This is a genomic window from Lysinibacillus cavernae (genome assembly GCF_009724685.1).
Lineage (GTDB): Bacteria > Bacillota > Bacilli > Bacillales_A > Planococcaceae > Lysinibacillus > Lysinibacillus cavernae.
On record NZ_WMEF01000003.1, the window covers coordinates 269,209 to 289,758 of the forward strand.

A 20,550-nucleotide genomic window follows, 5' to 3' on the forward strand; every position below is an offset into this window, starting at 1 on the left:
CAAAATCTTTACACTTTCTTAATGGGAGTTAGCGCTATAATACAAATGAGGTGAAAGAGGATGGAAAATACACGTCCAACTCCTGAGACGTTTTTAGCGAGGCTTCAACAGGAGGAGCAATGCGTAGGGAAACTAAAGATTTTTCTTGGCTATGCTGCAGGGGTAGGTAAAACTTACGCTATGTTAGATGCAGCACATCAGGCACAAAAGCTTGGTAAAGATGTGGTAGTTGGTTATGTAGAACCGCATCCTCGCCCAGAAACGTTAGCTTTACTGGAAGGGCTTGAGCAAATTCATACAAAAAAGATAATCTATAAAGGAAAGGTTTTCCAAGAATTAGATATCGATGCCGTGCTGCAGCGCAAACCAGAAATTGTCCTTATCGATGAATTGGCACATTCCAATGTCCCAACAATGCGGCATAAGAAGCGTTTTGGAGATGTAGAAGAACTACTTGCCAAGGGGATTCATGTTTATACAACCGTAAATATTCAACATATTGAAAGCCTACATGATTTAGTAGAAGAGATTACTGACATTAAGGTAAGAGAACGTATCCCTGATTACTTAATTGATCAAGCAGCACTAATAAAAGTTGTCGACATTGAACCAGATGAGTTAATTCAACGCCTACAAGAAGGCAAGGTTTACGGAAAACAACAAGCCGAAAAAGCTCTGCATTCTTTTTTTCGCAAACAAAATTTAGTATCACTACGTGAAATTGCCTTACGTAGAGCAGCAGATACGATCAACTATAAACAAATAAACAGCACCGAATCTGTCAAACATCCTGTACAAATCGAAGAACATTTACTTGTTGGTATTAGTAGTTCGCCTACGAACGCAAAAGTTATTCGAACTACCGCAAGACTTGCACAAGCATTACACGGTAAATTTACCGCTCTGTATGTCCAAAACATGCAGGAGCATAAAAGGAATAATGCCGATTCAGAACGTTTACAACAGCACATCAAACTTGTTGAACAACTTGGTGGTCATGTGGTAATTGTTCAAGAAGACGATGTTGCAGCAGCTCTTGCCAACTACGCACAAATTAGTGGTGTCACGAAACTTGTCATCGGTCGAACGAGCATGCGAAAAAAATGGTGGCGACCAGGTACAAAAATCAGCGATCGCCTTAACGAATTTGTACCAAATTTAGCTATACACATAGTGCCAGATCAAGAAAACGAACAATTCTACTTTCCTAGTATAAAAAATAGAGGACTAACATTTGAATGGCTTGATTTACTAAAAATGTTTATCGTATTTGGCATAATATCAGTTGTCGGTTTATATTTGTATACAATTGGTATAAGTGAGTCAAACATCATTACCATTTATATTTTAGGCGTCCTGATTCTTTCCATTTGGTCGTCAGGGTGGATAATGAGCATTATTAGCTCCAGCGTTGCCGTCTTGCTGTTTAATTATTTTTTTACAGAGCCGCGGTTTTCATTTGATGCTTATCATCGTGACTATCCGATGACTTTTTTTATCATGTTTCTTTCGGGCGTAATTACAAGTAGCTTAACAAAAAAAATCAAGGAGCAAACCATTATGGCCATTCGTAAATCGTATCGAATGGAGGTGCTCCTTGAAACAAACCGTAGGCTTCAACACGCGAAGTCAATTGAAGAAATTATTACGGAAGGCATGTCTCAAATTGTTAAATTAGTTGAAAAGCCTGTGCAATTTTTTGAGATCGAACAGCAAGTGATTGTGAAATCTACATTTTTCCGTACGGAGAAAATGTCTAGTACAGAAAATAAAAATATAGCTGCACTTTTCGATAATCCAAATGAGCATGGTGTTGTAAGCTGGGTAACGAATAATAAGCATGTAGCAGGTGTATCCACCGATGTATTTCCTGAAGTAAATGGCTATTATATTCCGGTTATTTCTAACAGCAATGTTAAGGGTGTTATTGGTATCGCACTGTCTAAACTATCACCTTTACCCGCATTTGAACGCAATATTTTGCATGCTATTATCAATGATTTTTCATTCGCATTGGATAAATGGTATTTACAGAAACTCAATGAAGAAGTAGCACGAGAAGCTGAAATGGAACAAATGCGCGCTAACCTTTTACGTGCAATTTCTCATGACCTTAGAACACCGCTCACTGCTATTTCCGGCAATGCAGATATATTGCTGAACAATGCACCGTTAATACCAGATGTTGAAAAAAATAAATTATATGAAGATATTTATAAAAATTCTAAATGGCTTGTACAAATGGTTGAAAACTTATTGGCTGTTTCTAAGTTAGAGGATGGACAATTTGCGTTAGAGATGCAAATTGAACTTGTTGAAGATATTATTCAAGAGGCTTTTTCCCATGTTGTTAGTCAGAACAATACACATAAAATATCCTATCACATCGAACCGGAGTTTTTATTTGCTTTAATGGACGCTAGACTGATCATTCAAGTTTTCATTAATATTATTGATAACGCTTTAACTTATACACCACCAGGTAGTGCTATTACAATCACAGTGAAAGAATCTGATGGATTCGTATGTTTTAGTATTTCTGATAATGGACCAGGAATCGATGATGCTTTAAAAAGTAGCTTGTTTGAGCCATTTACAACCGGAAAAGTACAACGTAGTGATAGTAGACGAGGTTTAGGATTAGGTTTAGCCCTCTGCCAAACCATTTTAAAATTACATGGAAGTGACATAACCGTTTCAGACAATAAACCTCAAGGAACGATTTTTAACTTTTCACTGAAAAAAGGAGTAATGAAATTTGATGAGTAAACGAATTCTAGTAGTAGAAGATGATGTAGCCATTGCCAATTTAATTAAAATGACTTTAGCTACACAGCATTATGAATTCGACATTGTGCATGATGGTAATAGTGCACTACAAAAGGCTCTTACTATGAAACCAGATGTTTTTATTTTGGATTTGGGACTACCAGACATTGATGGTGTAGAGCTTATCATGAAAATTAGAAGTTGGACCCAAACACCAATTATAGTGGTCAGTGCGCGTGGGGAAGAACACGATAAAATTAATGCTTTAGATGCAGGTGCAGATGATTACGTAACAAAGCCATTTAGCGTTGAAGAATTATTAGCAAGAATTCGTGTTGCACTGAGAAGAATGTCCTATGATCATCCGCTAGAAAAAGAAAACCCCATTTTTATAAATGGTAATCTTCAAATTAATTATGTAGATAATACCGTTTTTGTGAATGGAAAAGAAATACATGTGACGCCTATTGAATATAAACTTTTAGTTGTTTTATCTAAGAATGTTGGAAAAGTTCTAACACATAATTATATTTTAAAGGAAATTTGGCATCATGCTCTTCAATCAGATGTTCCTAGCTTACGAGTATTTATGGCAACACTTCGAAAGAAAATAGAAGATAATCCAGCACAGCCTAAACTTATTCAGACACATGTACGTGTCGGCTATCGAATGCTACGCTATCATGAAGACGAGTAAGAATCTAAAGCAGTTAAGTAGCAGAAGTTGCCTCTAGACTTCTGCTCTAACTTTGATCTATTTCCCCCTCATACATGTTGGATTTATTTGTCCATATCGAACCCTCCAATTAGCCTTTGCATATCATAGCTATAGTCAGGTATGTCATCAATGAAAAACAAGTAGAAAGGAGATCATTATGGTATTTCGACAACCTTATCCATACCCTATGTATCCAGGTGGCATGAGAATGCCCATGCCCATGCCAACACCTTCACAGATGCCGCCACAGTCCTTTTTTCCGCCTGGAGGCTTCCCTGGTCAACCACGAATTCCAGGCGGCTTTCCAATGGCTAATGGAATAGGTTCTTTCGGAGGGCAAATGCAGATGCCACCTGTGCAAGAGCCTTCGAAAGTAGGTTCATTTTTACAGCAAGCAAACAGTTTATTCAATACGGCCAAAACGTATACCCCTTATATTCAACAAGCAATGCCAATGGTGAAAAATATTCCATCACTTTTAAAATTATACAAAGGATTCCAAGGACTTCCTTCCACTGGAGCTGAGGCTGGTGCAGCTGAAAAAGCAGGAAGCGGGAGTAAGGCCGCTACTGGAAGCAAACGATCATCAAGGCAAAACGCATCATTTACACCACCTGAACCACTTCCATCTAAACCACGTATTTTCCAACCACCTATGTAAATGTACGTTTCTTTGAATTCGAGGTCCCTGTCCGTTATAATGTAGATAGGTAAGCTTGAAAGGAGTCACAACCATGCAAGTATTGAAAATTAATCCACGTGGCTATTGCTACGGTGTTGTTGATGCGATGGTGATCGCACGAAACGCCGCACTTGATAAAACATTACCAAGACCTATCTACATTTTAGGGATGATTGTGCATAATAAACATGTCACAGATGCGTTTGAAGAGGATGGCATCATCACATTAGATGGTGATAACCGCCTCGAAATTATTGAACAAGTTGAAACAGGTACTGTCATTTTCACAGCCCATGGTGTTTCACCGGAAATTCGTGAGATTGCGAAGCGAAAAGGCTTAGTGTCCATTGATGCTACATGTCCTGATGTAACAGTTACCCACGATTTAATTCGTGAAAAATCTGCAGAAGGCTATGATATTATTTATATTGGAAAAAAGGGACATCCCGAACCAGAGGGTGCTATTGGCGTTGCGCCTGATCATGTCCACTTAGTACAGTCATCTAACGATATTGATGCGTTAAATTTAACGAATGATAAATTACTTGTCACAAATCAAACGACAATGAGTCAATGGGATGTTGCCCATTTAATGGATAGTTTAAAAGAAAAATTCCCACGTATTGAGGTACACAAAGAAATTTGTTTAGCTACACAGGTCCGTCAAGAAGCAGTCGCTCAGCAAGCAGGCGAAGCGGATCTACTCATTGTTGTAGGTGATCCTAAGTCAAATAACTCAAACCGCTTAACACAAGTTTCTGTAGAAATCGCAGGGACGCCATCCTACCGTATTGCCGATGTTTCAGAGCTTAAAGTAGAATGGTTAAAAGGCATTAACATTGTGGCAGTAACAGCAGGTGCTTCTACGCCAACACCGATTGTAAAAGAGGTTATTTCCTTCCTTAATGAATTTGATGAAAATGACCCTTCTACACATGCCATCAAACGTACGGTGACATTAGATAAAATTCTGCCTAAGATTAAAACACCGACACCGGTTGATAAAATTATGCCTTATGAATGAACATATAAAAAATCCTGGTTGCCATCATGACAATCAGGATTTTCTTTATTTACTAAAATAATAGTTTATCGGACGACCAACTCCACCATAATGGACGTCCATTGTAATCTCCTCTTGTTTCTCTAAATAATCTAAATATCTTCTTGCTGTTACTCGAGCAATCCCTATTCCACTTGCGACTTCTTCAGCAGATGCACCATCTACCGATTGTAAAAAGTGCACAACCTTCTCAAGTGTTGTACGATTAAAGCCTTTCGGAAGATTTTTCTCTGATCGTACTATATTCGGTTGGTCCACGTTGTTTTGCTCATCACGATAATGGAATATTTGATCTAATTCTCCTTGTGTGAGCTCACGTTTTGTTTGCGTTTGCTTTTTAAAGCGCAAATAATTTTCAAGCGTCCCTTTGACACGTTCAAACGAAAATGGCTTCATAATGTAATCAAAGACACCTAGATGTAGCACCTGTTTCACAGTCTCCATATCATTTGCAGCCGTTACTGTGATAACATCCACTGGCAGGTCAAGCTCACGTATTTTGCGTAGACTCGTAATGCCATCTTGCTCGGGCATGAAAAGGTCCATAAAGACCAAATCAGGCTGTTGAAGACGAATTTGCGATATCCCTTCTAAGCCATTTGATGCCTGTCCAACTACTTCAAAATGCTCTACTTTTTCAATAAATTGACGATTTACCTCTCGTACCATTGGATCATCCTCAATTAATAATACCTTTACCTGTGCCACCGACAGCCCTCCATCCTATTAAGAATAATAAAAGGTTATTAAAAAACTAGTACCTTTCTTTGGTTCACTGATGACTTCAATGTCACCCTGTCCTTTTTCAACAATTTCCTTAATTAAAAAGAGCCCTATTCCTCGATAGTTCTTCTCTTTTGTTGAATAGCCATTGTCAAAAATATGCATCTTTACCTCATTGGTCATGCCAACACCGTTATCCGTAACTAAAATGGCTAGAACATCAGCATCTTCATCTACTGAAACATGAATCACTTTCTCCTCAATCTGTGCATCCTTTAACGCATCAAAAGCATTTTCAATTAAATTACCAAAGAGAATGACGAAATCATGATGATCCAAATTAGGTGGAAATGATGTTAATCGACTTTCACGGTCAATTTCCAGTCGAATTCCTTGTTCCTTGGCATATGAAATTTTGCTGAGCAATAGCCCAGATATATTTTCATTTTTTATACGCTCATTTAAAAAGTTGGTAATTTCATCGTGTTCTTCCTTCACTTGTGTTAAATAGGATAGTGCCTGTTCATGGTGACCTAGCTGTAAAAGTCCAGCTATCGTATGCAGTTTATTTTTATGCTCATGTGTCTGCACGCGAAGTGCTTGGACAAATGCCCTTACACCTGTTAGTTCTTCAGCAAGCTTTTTCACTTCTGTACGATCTTTAAACATAGCCACAGCTCCCACGGTTTCTCCATTGACTTGTATGGGAATACGGTTACTCATAATACTATGATTATTAATATATAGCTCTCGATTGAACAATGGTTGATCTAGCTCCAAAATTTCTGGAAGTCGTGTATCGGGCAAGACATGAAAGATTTTTTGCCCTATCAATGCTGAGGATTTTTCATGTACACCTAATATATCACAGGCTTTTTCATTAAAAATCGTAATGGTCAAATCATTGTCGATGGCAATAATTCCTTCATGCATCGCATTAAACGTTTCCGTTCGTTCCACATACATTTTGGCAATTTCATGTGGCTCTAATCCAAACATTTGCTTTTTCATATGGAGCCCTAATGTTCGAGCACCCCATGCACTAAAAATTAATGATAATATAACTGTAATCATCAGCTCTTTTTGCATCGATTGTAGTATTTCCACTACCGTAAGAACACTATAGCCAACTACTGTAACACCTATTTGTCGTCCCTCATTATTCATAATCGGTACAAATGCGCGAACCATATCCCCATGTTCCCCATGTGCTATCGACGTATAATAATGCTCTGAAAAAGCAGCATTTAAATCACCAGATTGCGATATTTGACCTAGTTCCTCACTATTGGGGTGAGAATATTTCCGTCTCTGCATGTCGAGAACAACAATATACTGAGCACCATTTATATCACGGATTTCTTCTACTACAGGATTAATATGTTGTATCGCCTCATGAATATTTTCATGAGCAATAAAAGTTTTTATTTCAGGAAGCTGTGAGACGGTTTTTGCCACAAGTAATGCTTGATCACTTAGTTTGACCTTTTGTTCATTCATCACGAACCCTAACAAAAAAGTGCCACCAATACTAAAGGACAGCATAAGAATAAAAAAAGTCAGAGACATGATTTTTCTCTGCATTGATAACTTCTGAAATTTCAAGATGACCGCCTCCCTCCTACTATATTTTAACTTACTCCATATGTTAGAATAACAAAAACATCAGAAAATACGAATTAATTGGGTGTATTCAATGAAAAAATTTATAATTGGAACGATCATAACTGTTTTTGTTTTAATTGTAACAATCAGTGTTCAGCAAGGCTTACTCTTCGCCAAGCCGCTTCCGTATGATGATGAGCAAAAGGGCTTAGACACACAAATTACGATTCATTTAAGTCATGTAGTAGCTGAAAATACCCCTAAAGGGCAGGCTGCCAATAAATTTGCTGAGTTAGTAGAAGAAAAAACGAACGGGAAAGTCAAAGTGCATGTCTACTCAAATTCCTCATTATTCAATGATGAAAATGAGTTTCAAGCTTTACAAAAGGGAGATGTAGAAATGATTATCCCTACTTTTTCGAAGATGACAGCTTATGTTCCTAATTGGCAAGTGCTTGATTTACCCTATCTGTTTAATACAGATGAGGAAGTAAAGGAAGTTCTGACAGGTTCAATTGGCGAACAATTAGTAAACGAGCTAGAACCGTTCCATATTAAGGGACTTGGCTTTTGGTACAATGGTTTTAAACATTTGACTACAGTCGATCAACCCATTCATACATTCGAGGACTTACAGGGTTTACGTGTTCGAACAATGCCAAGTAAAACATTAGAAAAGCAATTTGAAGTTGTCAAAGCAACCTCTTTCCCAATTTCTTTTAGCGAGGTTTTTTCAGATTTAGAGAAACATGCGATTGATGCACAGGAAAATACCGCCTCAAATATTTACTCAAAAGGTTTTTACAAAGTACAGAAACATATGACCATCACCCAACATGGTATTTTGGGCTATGCTGTGTTAATGAACGAAACCTTTTGGAATTCCTTACCTGTGAAAATTCAACATCAATTGCTAGCGGCTATGAAAGAAACAACAGATTGGCAATTTGAACAGGCTGCGCTCATGAATGAAACAGATATGCAAAAACTTAAACAGCAAGATGATTTTGATGTGTATACAATGAGCCCATATGAAAGACAACGCTTTAAGGAGCAGCTCGCACCTGTCTACGACTTTTATAGAGCCCATATCCAAAATGATGATGTCTTAGCAGAGATTGAAAAAATTGTTGCTCCATAATATTTTTGTTCATTAATGATAGATCCTTACGAATCGTAAGGATTTTTTCTTTTGTATTATAATAGATTCCACATTCTTAAAACTACTATAAAACAGCTACAAATCCTTGTTATTACTAGCATTGTCTCCCCTCCATCTGAAAATTGAACAAAATGAACAATACAAACATTACGGTCATAAAAACTATTGTCGGAAAATTTCAGCTATGATTACCTCATGAAAGCGTTCACACAATATTCATTGATGTTGTAGGGGGGAGAACTATATGCGTATAAACTTTAAAAACTTAACGGTACAAGTATTGATTGCCATCGTACTAGGGATCATCGTTGGTGCAACATTCCCTGAATTCGGTGCAAAGCTAAAAATATTAGCGGATATATTTATTAAACTAATTAAAATGTTAATTGCACCAATTATCTTCTTAACAGTTGTAATTGGCATTGGTAGCATGGGGGATGTCAAAAAAGTTGGGAAAATTGGTGGGAAGGCTTTAATTTACTTTGAAATTGTTTCAACTTTTGCTCTTGCTATTGGCTTAATTGTTGTCAATATTGTTCAACCAGGTAAAGGCTTTGACACAGATGCTGCCAGCGGAGCTGATGTTTCACAATATACAGATGCTGCGGCTGCAGAACATGGCTTAGGTGCATTTATTATGCAAATTATACCTGAAAATGTGGTAGGTGCATTAGCAAATGGTGAATTATTACCTGTCTTATTCTCAGCTGTTTTATTTGGGTTAGCTGCAGCGGCAATCGGAGAACCAGCAAAACCTGTTATTAAATTTTTCGAACAGGTGGCAGATATTTTCTTTAAAATCGTTAATATGGTAATGAAAATTTCACCTATTGGTGCGTTCGGTGCCATGAGTTATACAATCGGAAACTTTGGACTAAAATCACTTGGAAACTTAGGATTTTTAATGTTATCTGTCTATACGACAATGTTTATTTTTATTGTTGTGATTTTAGGATTAATTACACGTTACTTCGGCTTTAGTATTTTGAAATTTATTAAATACATTAAGGATGAAATTTTTATCGTTATTGGGACATCTTCATCTGAATCTGCATTACCTTCCATGATGCGTAAGCTCGAAAACTATGGTTGTTCTAAGCAAGTAGTAGGCCTCGTTGTACCAACTGGTTATTCGTTTAATTTAGATGGAACGTCTATTTATTTATCAATGGCTGCTATCTTTATTGCACAAGCTTATGGCGTGGATTTAGATGTTTGGCATCAAATTACGTTACTAGCCATCTTAATGCTGACTTCTAAAGGAGCGGCTGGTGTAACCGGCTCTGGCTTTATTACACTTGCTGCAACATTGGCAGCATTCCCGATGATCCCGGTAGAAGGGATTGCCCTATTAATCGGAGTAGACCGCTTTATGTCAGAGGCACGTGCTGTCACAAACCTTATTGGTAATGGCGTGGCTACAGTGGTCGTGTCAAAGATGGAGAAAGAATTCGATACCGAACAGGAAAAACGTGCACTTTCGGGGCATACTACAATGCCATAAAAATAGAAAGGCTGCTGAAAGCGAGATACTCGCCTTTTCAGCAGCCTTTTTGTATAGTTCATTTTTAGAAATAGAATTACACTATCATTTGTTGCTTGAACCTTCCTTTTCAATGAAGCTTGGCTACTCGTTGATTCGATGTGATAACAGTTGATAATTTGTTAGGCAATGTTCGTTTAGCTACAGGCGTAATACTAAAAAAAGAGACCAATTCTTCATTTCAGCTTCCCTATCATAAAAGGAATAGACATCTTCATAATGCCAGTTATACGTTATACCTTGTACTTGCTCCTATGCAATTGTCCTACATAACATTTCCCCATTTACTGTTATTTTCGTGAAACCTCTCCGACTACTTACTCGTATAGATACTGACTGGAGGTTTCTTTATGACAACATTTACACTTACCTATCCAAAAGGCTTTAAAAGCTTTACTACTATTCCAATTGTGAATGACTACAATGAAACAGTATGTGTGCTTCAAAAGGTAGAGCGTTCCTCAGCCGGCAAAGTACTAAATGCTGTCATGTTAGTAGCAGCACAGCAAACATTACCCTATCGTTATGAAACACGAACAATATTAGGCGCACCGCTTTTTCAAGTACAATCTACACTTTTTACAAAGGGAGTCGACTATCAAATTATTATGCCAGATAGTAGCTGTATACCGATTCAGCGGAAGACTGTCCAGTTATTAGAATCCTCCTACTCATTTATCATGGATGATTTAAACTTTCGTTTTGAGAAGGATTTTACTTCTACCGCTTATTTATATTGTAATGATGAAAAAATTGCTAGTGCAAGTCCTATAGAAAATGAATTAGTACGCACAGGGATAATGTTTAAACTTTTCCATGCAGATGATATGCACTTTGTTGCAATCCTCGCAACACTTTATCAAGCACTATTCGCAATAAATACATAACTACAACATGACAAAGCATCGAGCATAAATATCTCGATGCTTTTACTATTGCTTGTCTAATTTATTTTTTCTCGCTGAGCATTTAATACATTAATAACATACGATTGATTTTGAAATGCATTCGTTTGGACAATTTTATTGATTGTTTCTTCCATCCTAGTTGCTAACTTCAGTGCTTCACTATTGGAGCCCTTTATAGTTGTTTGAATCGTAATGGTTGTTCGATTTTCAATTACTAAATATTCGTATACATCAAAAGCTTGTAAACCTTTGATTAGATCTTCAATCAAAAGGTTGATGTCACTGCCCATCATTTTGTTACCATCAAGCAACGATGTAAACTCCCACCTTTCAAAAACAATTGGGTAGTCCTTTAATGTAGAAGATTTTGTAGCACTCTTGGCGATGGATTCCATCTCTTTTTTTACAGATTGAAAATAGTCTTCCTCTCCAACAACTTGAATCACCAGCTCTTTCTCTTCAGTCGTTTTGACGTCAATGCCGATATACTTTTCAAGGAGCTTATCCTTCAATCGAGATAGAGTCAACTCTTCATTCGTAATAAGCGGTTGTGCCTCTTTATTTTCTTCCGAAATGTTATCTTCTACTAATTTATCAAACAGGATTATTACGGATATGATCACCAATGATAATCCTATAACAAGCCCCATCCGTTTGACCATTTAATCCCTCCTGATACGAGGGTATGACCCTTTTCACAACAATATTCACTTTTTTATGTACCTATTCTATCAGAAGCTACCTCATCGAAGAGCTTATCATTGTATCGCTTACTTTTCCTCACATATTCCGGAACACGAAATAAATTTGCTTTGTTTTGTCCATTCTATGTTACGCTTCTCAAAAAGGAGTACACTAAAAAGGTAGTAATTCTATCATTTTGGAGGGTTTTATATGGATGCAAAAGCAACAGAAATTAAAAATATGATGACGTTAAATCTACTGGTGCAAATTTTAAAGGAACGTGGCATTATGACAGAAAAGGAATTAAAAGAACGTCTCACAAACACGGTAAAACTATCTGCTATGGATGCTGATTTAAAAGAAAAAGTCATTGAAGAAATCAAACATTAATGGTAGTTGTCTCATCAAACAATTCGACCGCTTCCATGTTGATAATACCTTTGAAAGCGGTCGACTAAAACAAAAACAATATGCACCTAAGAGAGTGCCTATTGCTATAAAATTATGATCGAATTGTTTTTAAAGCGGTTGCCCAAGGCACTAGCTGATCTAACATTTGATGAACCGAATCTGCTTGCACCTCTTTTGGTTTAAAGACAGAGCCGTTTTCAAAATCTGTAAATAATGAAAGTGCTGGATGAACTCGAACGTCTGCGACTAGTAATTCTCCTAGAATACCACGTAAATGCTCTGCTGCACGTGCTCCACCAACTGAACCATAGGAGACGATACCAGCAGCTTTATTGTTCCATTCAACCCGTAAAAAATCTAATGCATTTTTTAACGCACCTGTAATGGAGTGATTGTATTCAGCAACAATAAAGACAAAACCGTCACATGCTGCTACTTTTTCTGACCATGCAGCTACTCCAGAAGTATCTCCACCTGGCTCACCTAAAAAGGGTAATTTAAAATCAACGATATCAATTATTTCATATTCTGCATCACGACGTTTCTCAGCAACTTCCTTTACCCATGTTCCAACTTGCGGGCTAACACGACCTTCTCGCGTACTTCCTAAAATAATACCGATTTTTAACATATGACGCCTCCTCGTTTCATCCATTCTGTGTGACTCCATCATCGTTCACTGTACGCGATCGCCACTCCTAACCATTTTGGTCAGTAAGATACCCCTTTATTCATCGCTAGCCATGTAGCTAAGAATAGTAAGAATTAAATCATCTTTAATTCAAGATTAAATTACCACAATTCTTTATTTTCTGTCAATTATTCGGACTATAGGGGTAAAGAGGGTTATTTCATTTTAATGGGTTGCTCCAATGCCTCAAGTTCTTCCTCAATAGAGGCATATTGTCTTTCCACTACATATTTGGCATCAGTAAGTGCTGCATTATAAATATGCGGTGCAATGTACTCCTTGATAAAATCTAACACACGCTCTGCATCAAATTCACTAATGTCTTCATCACGTTGATTATAGAAAAATCGTTGAATATCAGCAACAATCATTTCTTGCTGATCTTTTGATAATCGAATAAACAAGTCAAATCTCCTCATTTCTACTCTTTGATTTCCCATCCATCTTATCACTAACAGTTGATTCTTTGCATATTTAAAAAGGCTGAACACTAGTTTTACTAGTATTCAGCCTGTCTATTATTGTTTACACTCAAATGAATAACTAGTGGATAAAAAGTTTTTTTCCTTTGATACAATTGCTTGTCCACCATCATCTTCACATTGTTGTGTCATAGCATCTATTTTCTTATCATTGATCGTATTCGTCATGAAAGTCATACCAATGCCAAACACAGCGATGAATAAACCTATTATAATCCATAACTTACCTGCTTTATTTCCAGCAGGTCTTTCATTCGCCATATTCGTTCCCCTCGCTTATACAAATAAAAATGGTTCTGTATTGATTGTTGATTGTACAAATTCAACAAGATATTTTTTATCCTCACACAATTTAGCCATTTTTTTTGCTACACCCGCTATCATCACCTTTTCTACGTGATGACCAGGATCTATAATTTGCAAATCAATGGTCTGTGCATCCTGTGCTGTATGGAAATACATATCGCCTGTTAAAAAGACATCTGCTCCAGCACGCTTCGCCGCATAAATATATTTATTACCGTCCCCACCAACAAGCGCCACCTTGCTGATTTTCGACTGTAAATCACCAACTACACGAACTGCAGGTACATCTAACTGCCGCTTAACAAACTCAGCAAATTGGTGTAAGGTCATCTCTTCTGATAAGTAACCTACACGCCCTAATCCCATTACATTTGTTTGCTGTTCAAGACGTATGACATCATAGGCAGGCTCCTCATAGGGATGACTATTGAGCATCACCTTTAACACTCGGTTTTTCATGGATTCAGGAAATACGACCTCTACCTTTACTTCTTCCTCAACATGTAACTCGCCAACAGAGCCCACGAACGGATTTGCACCCGCTAATGCACGGAAACGTCCTTCTCCAGTAGTCGTATAACTACAGGCTTCATAGTCACCAATACGGCCCGCCCCAGCCTTTGCAAGCGCCTCACGTAAATTCTCTGCATTTGCAGTTGGTATAAAGACAGTAAGCTTTAACAGATTTTCTGCATACGTTTCTTCTAATAATGTACGATTTTTTAGCTGAAGGGCATCTGCTAGTAAGTCATTGACTCCACCTTCAGCTACATCTAAATTTGTATGAGCCGCGTAAACAGCAATATCATGTTTGATAAGCTTTTCATATAAACGCCCTGCTGGATGATCCGTGCGGATATTCGCTAGGCGTCTAAAAATTGGTGGGTGATGGGCAATGATTAGTTCACAGCCTTTTTCAATTGCCTCGTTCGCAACGGCTTCATTGACATCCAATGTCACCAACACTTTACTAACAGGTTTGTTTAGTGTACCAATAGCTAAACCAATTGGGTCATTTTCCATACAAGCTAGTTTTTTGGGCGACCAAGATTCGAACACTTGAATGATTTCTTGACCATTTACGGTTTTCATCTTATAAAACTCCTTCCACTAAATGAATAAGAGCCATCAATTCTGCACGTTTTTCTTCAATTTCTGGTGTTTGTTCTGCATCTTCAATGGATTGTAGTACACGTTGCCAGTTCTCTTTTTCACGCATCCATTTTTTAATAAATGCTGGTGATTTACGTGGGCTCAATTTAGGTCCAAATAAAATCTCTGTAGTAGAAAGCTTCATTTGGCCTCTTTGCAGCACAAGAATTTCATAGATTTTATCATCTTCCTCTAAAATCTCTTCATCAAGAATAGCCCACTGATGTGCTAAAGCCCATTCACGAATGACCTTGGCATGAATATTTGGTTGTAAGATAAGACGCGTGACACCTTGAAGTTTTTCTGGGTGATTCTCTAGGATGGAAACAATCAAAGGTCCTCCCATTCCAGCTATTGTCACCGTATCCACATGGTCAGTCATTTCTATTGCTGCTAATCCATCAGCAAGACGTACTGTTATCTTTTCAGTTAAGCCTTCCTTTTGTACTTGTCCTACCGCTGATTCATAAGGGCCTTTTACCACTTCTCCTGCTATTGCAGAAGAGGCTGTCCCTTTATGAATTAAATAGCATGGTAAATAGGCATGGTCACTACCAATATCCGCCATTATAGCTCCTGTTGGAACAAAATTTGCTACTGTTTCTAATCGCTTTGAAAGTTTTTGTGCGTTCATTTTATACCGCCTATCTTAAATAGAGTCCATTAATAGTATGGATGATGTTGTGAAAAAAAACAAATGGAGTCGTCTCACATATCTATGTGGACAACCCCATTTTTATTATGTACTTGCAGATCTATTACGCCTTATCGTCATTGCCATAGGATGTTGGCGCTTCTTAGACGGTGTTTCCCTACTTCAGCAGGCATTTGAATACCCCATGAAAAAAGGTAAAACAAGTATTTCTCTTCCCCCGATAGAAAAGGGAGTCTATTGTACCTGATACTTCGCTTTGAATACAAAATAACATTTGTTGAATCAAGATAAAAGTAGCTGTACTATGTCAGTACAGCTACTTGTCAGTCATACTATTCTAAAGTAGAAATGTATTCAGCGATCGCTTTTGCTTCATCTTCAGTTTTCATGTTCGGTTGCATTGGAGTACCTTCGATACCCTTTGTTAAAACTTCTACGATATGTGCTTCATCTAAGCCATGTAGATTTGGACCCATACCTCCAGTTAAATCACCACCGTGACAACCGATACAAGATTGTACTAGCGCTGAACCATCAGCATTTGCGTCTGTAGTTTCAGTAGTTTCGCCACCGCCCTCATGTTCAGCAGCAATTTCTTTCTTGTTATCTGCACCTTGTAAAGACATGAAGAAAATAAGACCAATACCAAATGCCAGAATTAAGATGTAAGGAACGACTGGATTGTTTTTCATAAGATTCCCCTCCTCATTTTAAGTCTACTTCTATTATAATATAGAATCAGTCAACATCTAATATTGTACTTCATTAACAAAGAAACGAAAAGCCTATTCGCTAAGTTTTCCTTTGTTTGTAACAAATTCGACATTTCTGTATCTATTGGATAAAATATGTCTTGCAAACACCAAAATTTGGTCACTTTTATCCTCTTTAACCTCTATGTTTTATTACGTTTATGTTGTTATCATACCCTTTGCAAACATTCATATACCGAAAAAATAAAAAAATCTGTATGCTAGTTTCAGCGTACAGATTTTTATTATCCTACAAGGTAAATTGACACAGAACTTAGCTATTTTAAACGATGTACCTTTCATTCAACAGAAGTTTGTATATCTGCTGTATCAAGATAAACTTATGATATAATACCCAATCAGTGCCAGTAACCCTAAAGCACCTGAGATAGTGAAATAGAACAGCTTCATTTTTATACCTGACCATAGCCAAATCATACAATTTGCTGCAATCAAGCAAAACAAAACGATATTATTTCCACTAAAATATGTAGTACAAATGCGAATAGACATACTAAATAGCAGGATAGCTGCTAGTAAATGAAAAATAGGCGCTAGTAGATGTTTATTTCGTGCCATTTGCCATGCAGTGATGAATAACATACAAGCACCTATTCCCACAGCAACTGTTAAAATCAATGTTAAAGATTTTATTGTAAAATAGATAACCAAAACAGCCATTATGGCGATACATAGACCCACTACTAACAGGACCATTCTTCTTTTTTCTGATGGCAAGATCGCTTGTTTAGGATGTTGCACTGGTTCTAACTCCTCTATATCAGCTCCCTCTGTATAAAGAGCTGCTAAAAAGTCACAATAGTGCTCTGGTAAAAGTTTATTTTGCTTCCAAAACAAAATTTCATTAAGGATTATTTTTTTTCGAGGATTTGTCATAGAGTTTGCTCCAAACATTGCTTAATAATGGTTGTATTACAATTTTATCTCACACTATTTGAAAACACATCTGTATAAAGTAGCAAATCTCTCTTTTCCTTCATTCTAATTATCTATTATTGTCGAAAATCGATGTGCGAAAAGCTGGGCTTATTTACCTTTGGAATATATAAAAAAGGAGCTATACCAGCTAGGTATTTCACCCTATTGGAATAGCTCCATCTATTTAAAATTATTCTAAGAAGTCTTTTAAACGTTTACTGCGAGAAGGATGGCGTAATTTTCTAAGTGCTTTCGCTTCAATTTGACGAATACGTTCACGTGTTACGCCAAAAACTTTTCCTACCTCTTCTAATGTTCTTGTACGACCGTCATCTAAACCAAAACGTAAACGAAGTACGTTTTCTTCACGGTCTGTTAAAGTATCAAGTACATCTTCCAATTGCTCTTTTAACAGTTCATAGGCTGCATGGTCGGATGGAGATTGTGCTTCTGAGTCTTCGATAAAGTCTCCCAAATGTGAATCATCTTCTTCTCCAATTGGTGTTTCAAGAGATACTGGTTCTTGTGCAATTTTTAGAATTTCACGTACTTTTTCAGGTGTTAAATCCATTTCTTCTCCAATTTCTTCTGGAGAAGGTTCACGGCCTAAATCTTGTAAAAGTTGACGTTGTACACGTATTAATTTATTTATGGTTTCAACCATATGAACAGGAATACGAATCGTACGAGCTTGGTCAGCAATTGCACGCGTAATCGCCTGACGAATCCACCATGTAGCGTAAGTCGAGAATTTAAACCCTTTACGGTAATCAAACTTTTCAACGGCCTTAATAAGACCCATATTTCCTTCTTGAATTAAATCAAGGAAAAGCATTCCACGACCAACATAACGCTTCGCAATCGATACTACAAGACGTAAATTTGCTTCTGCAAGACGTTTACGTGCTTCTTCGTCTCCTTGCTCAATACGCTCAGCAAGAGCAATTTCTTGCTCAGCAGATAGTAGATCTACTCGACCGATTTCCTTTAAATACATACGTACAGGGTCATTGATTTTAACACCTGGTGGCACACTCAAATCATTTAAGTCGAAAGTCTCTTCGCTCGCTTCTTCCTTCATTAGACTTTCTTCTTCAAACTCTTCTTTTCCAATGATTTGAATATCTTTATTCTTTTCAAGATCCTCTGCAAAATGGAAAATTTCTTCATTTTCCAATTCATAAGGTGTTAGTTTCTCTGAAATTTCTTTCATTGAAATTTCACCTTCTGTTTTTGCTTTTTCTTGTAGGAATTTTTTTGCATCATCTAATGTAATTTCTACTTCTATCTCTTTTGAACGTTCTGACTTGTCCGCCATAAACCTTCCTCCTTCTAAACAACCGAATCGGGTTAAATCGCCGATAACGATTTTCTTAAATGAATAATCTGTTGGGCGATTTCAAGTGCACGTGCATACTCATGCATCTTCTCCGCTTCCTTTGACTCATGCATCTTTTGATAAATTTCTTGCTCAATTCTATATTTTTGAAGCTGACGGATGGAGTCCATAACCTCTGCTTCTGATTGATCAGGATCTCGCTCGACTAAAGCCGCTTCCATGACAATTTTCCGTAATTCGGCATCTTCTAAAATTTCCACGAAGCGTTGATAATCAGGATGACCATATTCCTCATAAAATCCTACTAAGCGAACAAAAACAGCCATATAAGCATCTCGTACAAATGGCTCTTTTTGCTCACTACGTAATACCCTGTCCACTACATCTATATTATGAAGCATATGAGCCAGTAATAAACGTTCGGCACGTTCGGCTGCGTCCATAGGCTTTTGTTGCTGCGTGACTGGCATTGAAGGCGTCTGTGTAGGCATTTCTACTTTTGTAGAACGTACCTGATTGGCCTCCAGTTTTCGGAATTGGGCATAAATGGCATCTTCCGAAATATTTGTTTCTTTTGACAGCTGTCGTATATACAAATCTCGTTCAACCGGTGAAGATCTACCTACGAGTTGCTCAAGAACTTCTTGAATATATTGAAGCGTATCATTTTCAAATTGAAAGTTCTTATTGCGTCTAGCATGCATCATCATAAAAGCAATATACGCATGAGGGTTTTCCAAAATTTGTTCCTTAAACGCTTGTCCACCTAAAGTGTGAATGTATTCATCAGGATCTAATTTTTCTGGCAACACAGCAATATTGACTTTCATGCGCTCCGTATGTAGTAATTGAGCCGCTCGTTTCGCCGCATCAAATCCAGCATTATCACCATCATAGCAAATCGTAATCTGCTCTACTAAGCGTTTTAGCTTTGTGATATGCTGATTTGTTAGCGAAGTACCCATTGTCGCAACGACATTCATTACACCTACAGAGTTGGCCGCTAAAACATCCATAAAACCTTCCATCAATACTACTTGACGATTTTTTCTGATAGAAGTTCGTGCTTTATCTAGGTTATAAAGCACTTCACTTTTTTGAAAGATTGGTGATTCTGGACTATTTAAATATTTCGCTTCCTCACCCGTTGATGAAAGTATTCGTCCTGAGAAGGCAATAATTTTACCATTCTCATCTCGAATCGGAAACATGATACGTCCTCTAAAACGATCAAAATAACGTTCCTCTCCATCTCGCTTAATGATTAGGCCACTTTCCGCAATTTCTTGTAAGTTATAACCTTTTCTTTCAAGCAATATTGTTAATGCATCAAAGCTTGGGAGAGACCAACCAATGTTATTAGATTCTATAAGTTCCCTTGTAAATCCTCTTTCTAGCAAATAATTTAAAGGTTCTTCGCCATCCTCTGTATTCAACAGTAAATGGTGAAAAAAATCTGCTGCAAAAGCGTGTGCTTCTTTCATCCTTTCTTCTGCTTTAGATATCTTTTTTGTTCCCCCAGGAAAACTTGGCTCAACATCTAAATGTATGCCAACACGTTCTCCAAGTTTCACAACTGCATCAGGAAAAGATATGCCTTCCATATCCATTACAAAAGTAATGGCATTTCCCCCCGCGCCACAACCAAAGCAATGAAAAATTTGCTTGTCTGTTGATACTGAAAAAGACGGTGTTTGTTCTCCATGGAATGGACAGAGGCCAAACCAATTTCGCCCACGCTTGGTAAGCTGCATGTATTCACTAATAACATCAACGATATCCGATTGTGTACGAATCTGTTCAATTACTTCTTCTGGAATCTTCCCTGCCAAATCCATCACCATCTTTAATTTTTGCGTTCTAGAAACACAATTCGCTATTCGTTTTAAAATTCCTTTATTTCTCGACAAAAAATTAGGATTTTTCTCTTATAAATATTTTTACCACAATTTTATTATTATAAAAC

The 20,550-nt window shown here is 37.3% G+C and carries 20 protein-coding genes; 8 read left to right on the top strand and 12 right to left on the bottom strand.

Going from position 1 to position 20,550, the window contains the following annotated elements:
• Window positions 1–60: 60 nt before the first annotated feature.
• The 4 genes from GJU32_RS09010 to GJU32_RS09025 all read left to right on the top strand — a co-directional run bounded on the left by GJU32_RS09010 (window position 61) and on the right by GJU32_RS09025 (window position 5,193).
• Window positions 61–2,769, top strand: a complete 2,709-nt coding sequence (locus tag GJU32_RS09010; RefSeq protein WP_155591615.1) for a sensor histidine kinase — start codon at window positions 61–63, stop codon at window positions 2,767–2,769.
• A complete protein-coding gene (locus GJU32_RS09015; RefSeq protein ID WP_155591616.1) occupies window positions 2,762–3,466 on the top strand; it encodes a response regulator in 705 nt (234 codons plus the stop codon). Before GJU32_RS09010 ends, GJU32_RS09015 begins: the two co-directional genes overlap by 8 nt.
• A 178-nt stretch (window positions 3,467–3,644) precedes the next feature.
• On the top strand, window positions 3,645–4,148 hold the full coding sequence (vrrA, locus tag GJU32_RS09020) for a VrrA/YqfQ family protein (protein ID WP_155591617.1): 504 nt from the start codon (window positions 3,645–3,647) through the stop codon (window positions 4,146–4,148).
• Between the two features lie 73 nt (window positions 4,149–4,221).
• Window positions 4,222–5,193 carry a 4-hydroxy-3-methylbut-2-enyl diphosphate reductase gene (locus GJU32_RS09025; RefSeq protein ID WP_155591618.1) on the top strand — a complete coding sequence of 324 codons (972 nt, stop codon included), beginning with the start codon at window positions 4,222–4,224 and terminating at the stop codon, window positions 5,191–5,193.
• 45 nt (window positions 5,194–5,238) lie between these two features.
• Here the strand turns inward: GJU32_RS09025 and GJU32_RS09030 are convergent, their stop codons facing one another.
• A complete protein-coding gene (locus tag GJU32_RS09030; protein ID WP_155591619.1) occupies window positions 5,239–5,940 on the bottom strand; it encodes a response regulator in 702 nt (233 codons plus the stop codon).
• An 18-nt stretch (window positions 5,941–5,958) separates the two neighbouring features.
• Window positions 5,959–7,539 (bottom strand): ATP-binding protein, encoded by a 1,581-nt coding sequence (locus GJU32_RS09035; protein WP_476638808.1) that lies wholly within the window; start codon window positions 7,537–7,539, stop codon window positions 5,959–5,961.
• 112 nt (window positions 7,540–7,651) lie between these two features.
• On the opposite strand from GJU32_RS09035, the gene GJU32_RS09040 reads away from it, so the two are divergent.
• The 3 genes from GJU32_RS09040 (at window position 7,652) to GJU32_RS09050 (ending at window position 11,152) form a co-directional block, all read left to right on the top strand.
• Window positions 7,652–8,701, top strand: coding sequence for a TRAP transporter substrate-binding protein (locus tag GJU32_RS09040; protein WP_155591621.1), 1,050 nt, complete (start codon window positions 7,652–7,654; stop codon window positions 8,699–8,701).
• Between the two features lie 265 nt (window positions 8,702–8,966).
• Window positions 8,967–10,226 carry a dicarboxylate/amino acid:cation symporter gene (locus GJU32_RS09045; RefSeq protein WP_155591622.1) on the top strand — a complete coding sequence of 420 codons (1,260 nt, stop codon included), beginning with the start codon at window positions 8,967–8,969 and terminating at the stop codon, window positions 10,224–10,226.
• A gap of 389 nt (window positions 10,227–10,615) precedes the next feature.
• On the top strand, window positions 10,616–11,152 hold the full coding sequence (locus tag GJU32_RS09050; protein WP_155591623.1) for a tubby C-terminal domain-like protein: 537 nt from the start codon (window positions 10,616–10,618) through the stop codon (window positions 11,150–11,152).
• A gap of 56 nt (window positions 11,153–11,208) precedes the next feature.
• Here GJU32_RS09050 and GJU32_RS09055 read toward each other — a convergent pair whose 3' ends face one another.
• Window positions 11,209–11,835, bottom strand: a complete 627-nt coding sequence (locus GJU32_RS09055; RefSeq protein WP_155591624.1) for a hypothetical protein — start codon at window positions 11,833–11,835, stop codon at window positions 11,209–11,211.
• A gap of 232 nt (window positions 11,836–12,067) precedes the next feature.
• On the opposite strand from GJU32_RS09055, the gene GJU32_RS09060 reads away from it, so the two are divergent.
• Entirely contained in the window at window positions 12,068–12,247 is a 180-nt protein-coding gene (locus GJU32_RS09060) for a hypothetical protein (protein ID WP_155591625.1), read from the top strand.
• A gap of 112 nt (window positions 12,248–12,359) precedes the next feature.
• Here the strand turns inward: GJU32_RS09060 and GJU32_RS09065 are convergent, their stop codons facing one another.
• The 9 genes from GJU32_RS09065 to dnaG all read right to left on the bottom strand — a co-directional run bounded on the left by GJU32_RS09065 (window position 12,360) and on the right by dnaG (window position 20,428).
• Window positions 12,360–12,899 (bottom strand): NADPH-dependent FMN reductase, encoded by a 540-nt coding sequence (locus GJU32_RS09065; RefSeq protein WP_155591626.1) that lies wholly within the window; start codon window positions 12,897–12,899, stop codon window positions 12,360–12,362.
• 215 nt (window positions 12,900–13,114) lie between these two features.
• Window positions 13,115–13,363 carry a DUF2164 domain-containing protein gene (locus GJU32_RS09070; protein WP_155591627.1) on the bottom strand — a complete coding sequence of 83 codons (249 nt, stop codon included), beginning with the start codon at window positions 13,361–13,363 and terminating at the stop codon, window positions 13,115–13,117.
• 114 nt (window positions 13,364–13,477) lie between these two features.
• Entirely contained in the window at window positions 13,478–13,702 is a 225-nt protein-coding gene (locus GJU32_RS09075) for a hypothetical protein (RefSeq protein WP_155591628.1), read from the bottom strand.
• Between the two features lie 15 nt (window positions 13,703–13,717).
• Entirely contained in the window at window positions 13,718–14,839 is a 1,122-nt protein-coding gene (locus GJU32_RS09080) for a Nif3-like dinuclear metal center hexameric protein (RefSeq protein ID WP_155591629.1), read from the bottom strand.
• Window position 14,840: 1 nt separating this feature from the next.
• A complete protein-coding gene (locus GJU32_RS09085; protein ID WP_155591630.1) occupies window positions 14,841–15,533 on the bottom strand; it encodes a tRNA (adenine(22)-N(1))-methyltransferase in 693 nt (230 codons plus the stop codon).
• Between the two features lie 353 nt (window positions 15,534–15,886).
• Window positions 15,887–16,246, bottom strand: a complete 360-nt coding sequence (gene cccA / locus GJU32_RS09090; RefSeq protein WP_155591631.1) for a cytochrome c550 — start codon at window positions 16,244–16,246, stop codon at window positions 15,887–15,889.
• Window positions 16,247–16,636: 390 nt separating this feature from the next.
• Window positions 16,637–17,203 carry a hypothetical protein gene (locus GJU32_RS09095; protein WP_155591632.1) on the bottom strand — a complete coding sequence of 189 codons (567 nt, stop codon included), beginning with the start codon at window positions 17,201–17,203 and terminating at the stop codon, window positions 16,637–16,639.
• A 232-nt stretch (window positions 17,204–17,435) separates the two neighbouring features.
• Window positions 17,436–18,563 (bottom strand): RNA polymerase sigma factor RpoD, encoded by a 1,128-nt coding sequence (gene rpoD, locus GJU32_RS09100; protein ID WP_155591633.1) that lies wholly within the window; start codon window positions 18,561–18,563, stop codon window positions 17,436–17,438.
• A 32-nt stretch (window positions 18,564–18,595) separates the two neighbouring features.
• Window positions 18,596–20,428, bottom strand: a complete 1,833-nt coding sequence (gene dnaG / locus GJU32_RS09105; RefSeq protein ID WP_155591924.1) for a DNA primase — start codon at window positions 20,426–20,428, stop codon at window positions 18,596–18,598.
• Window positions 20,429–20,550 lie beyond the last annotated feature (122 nt).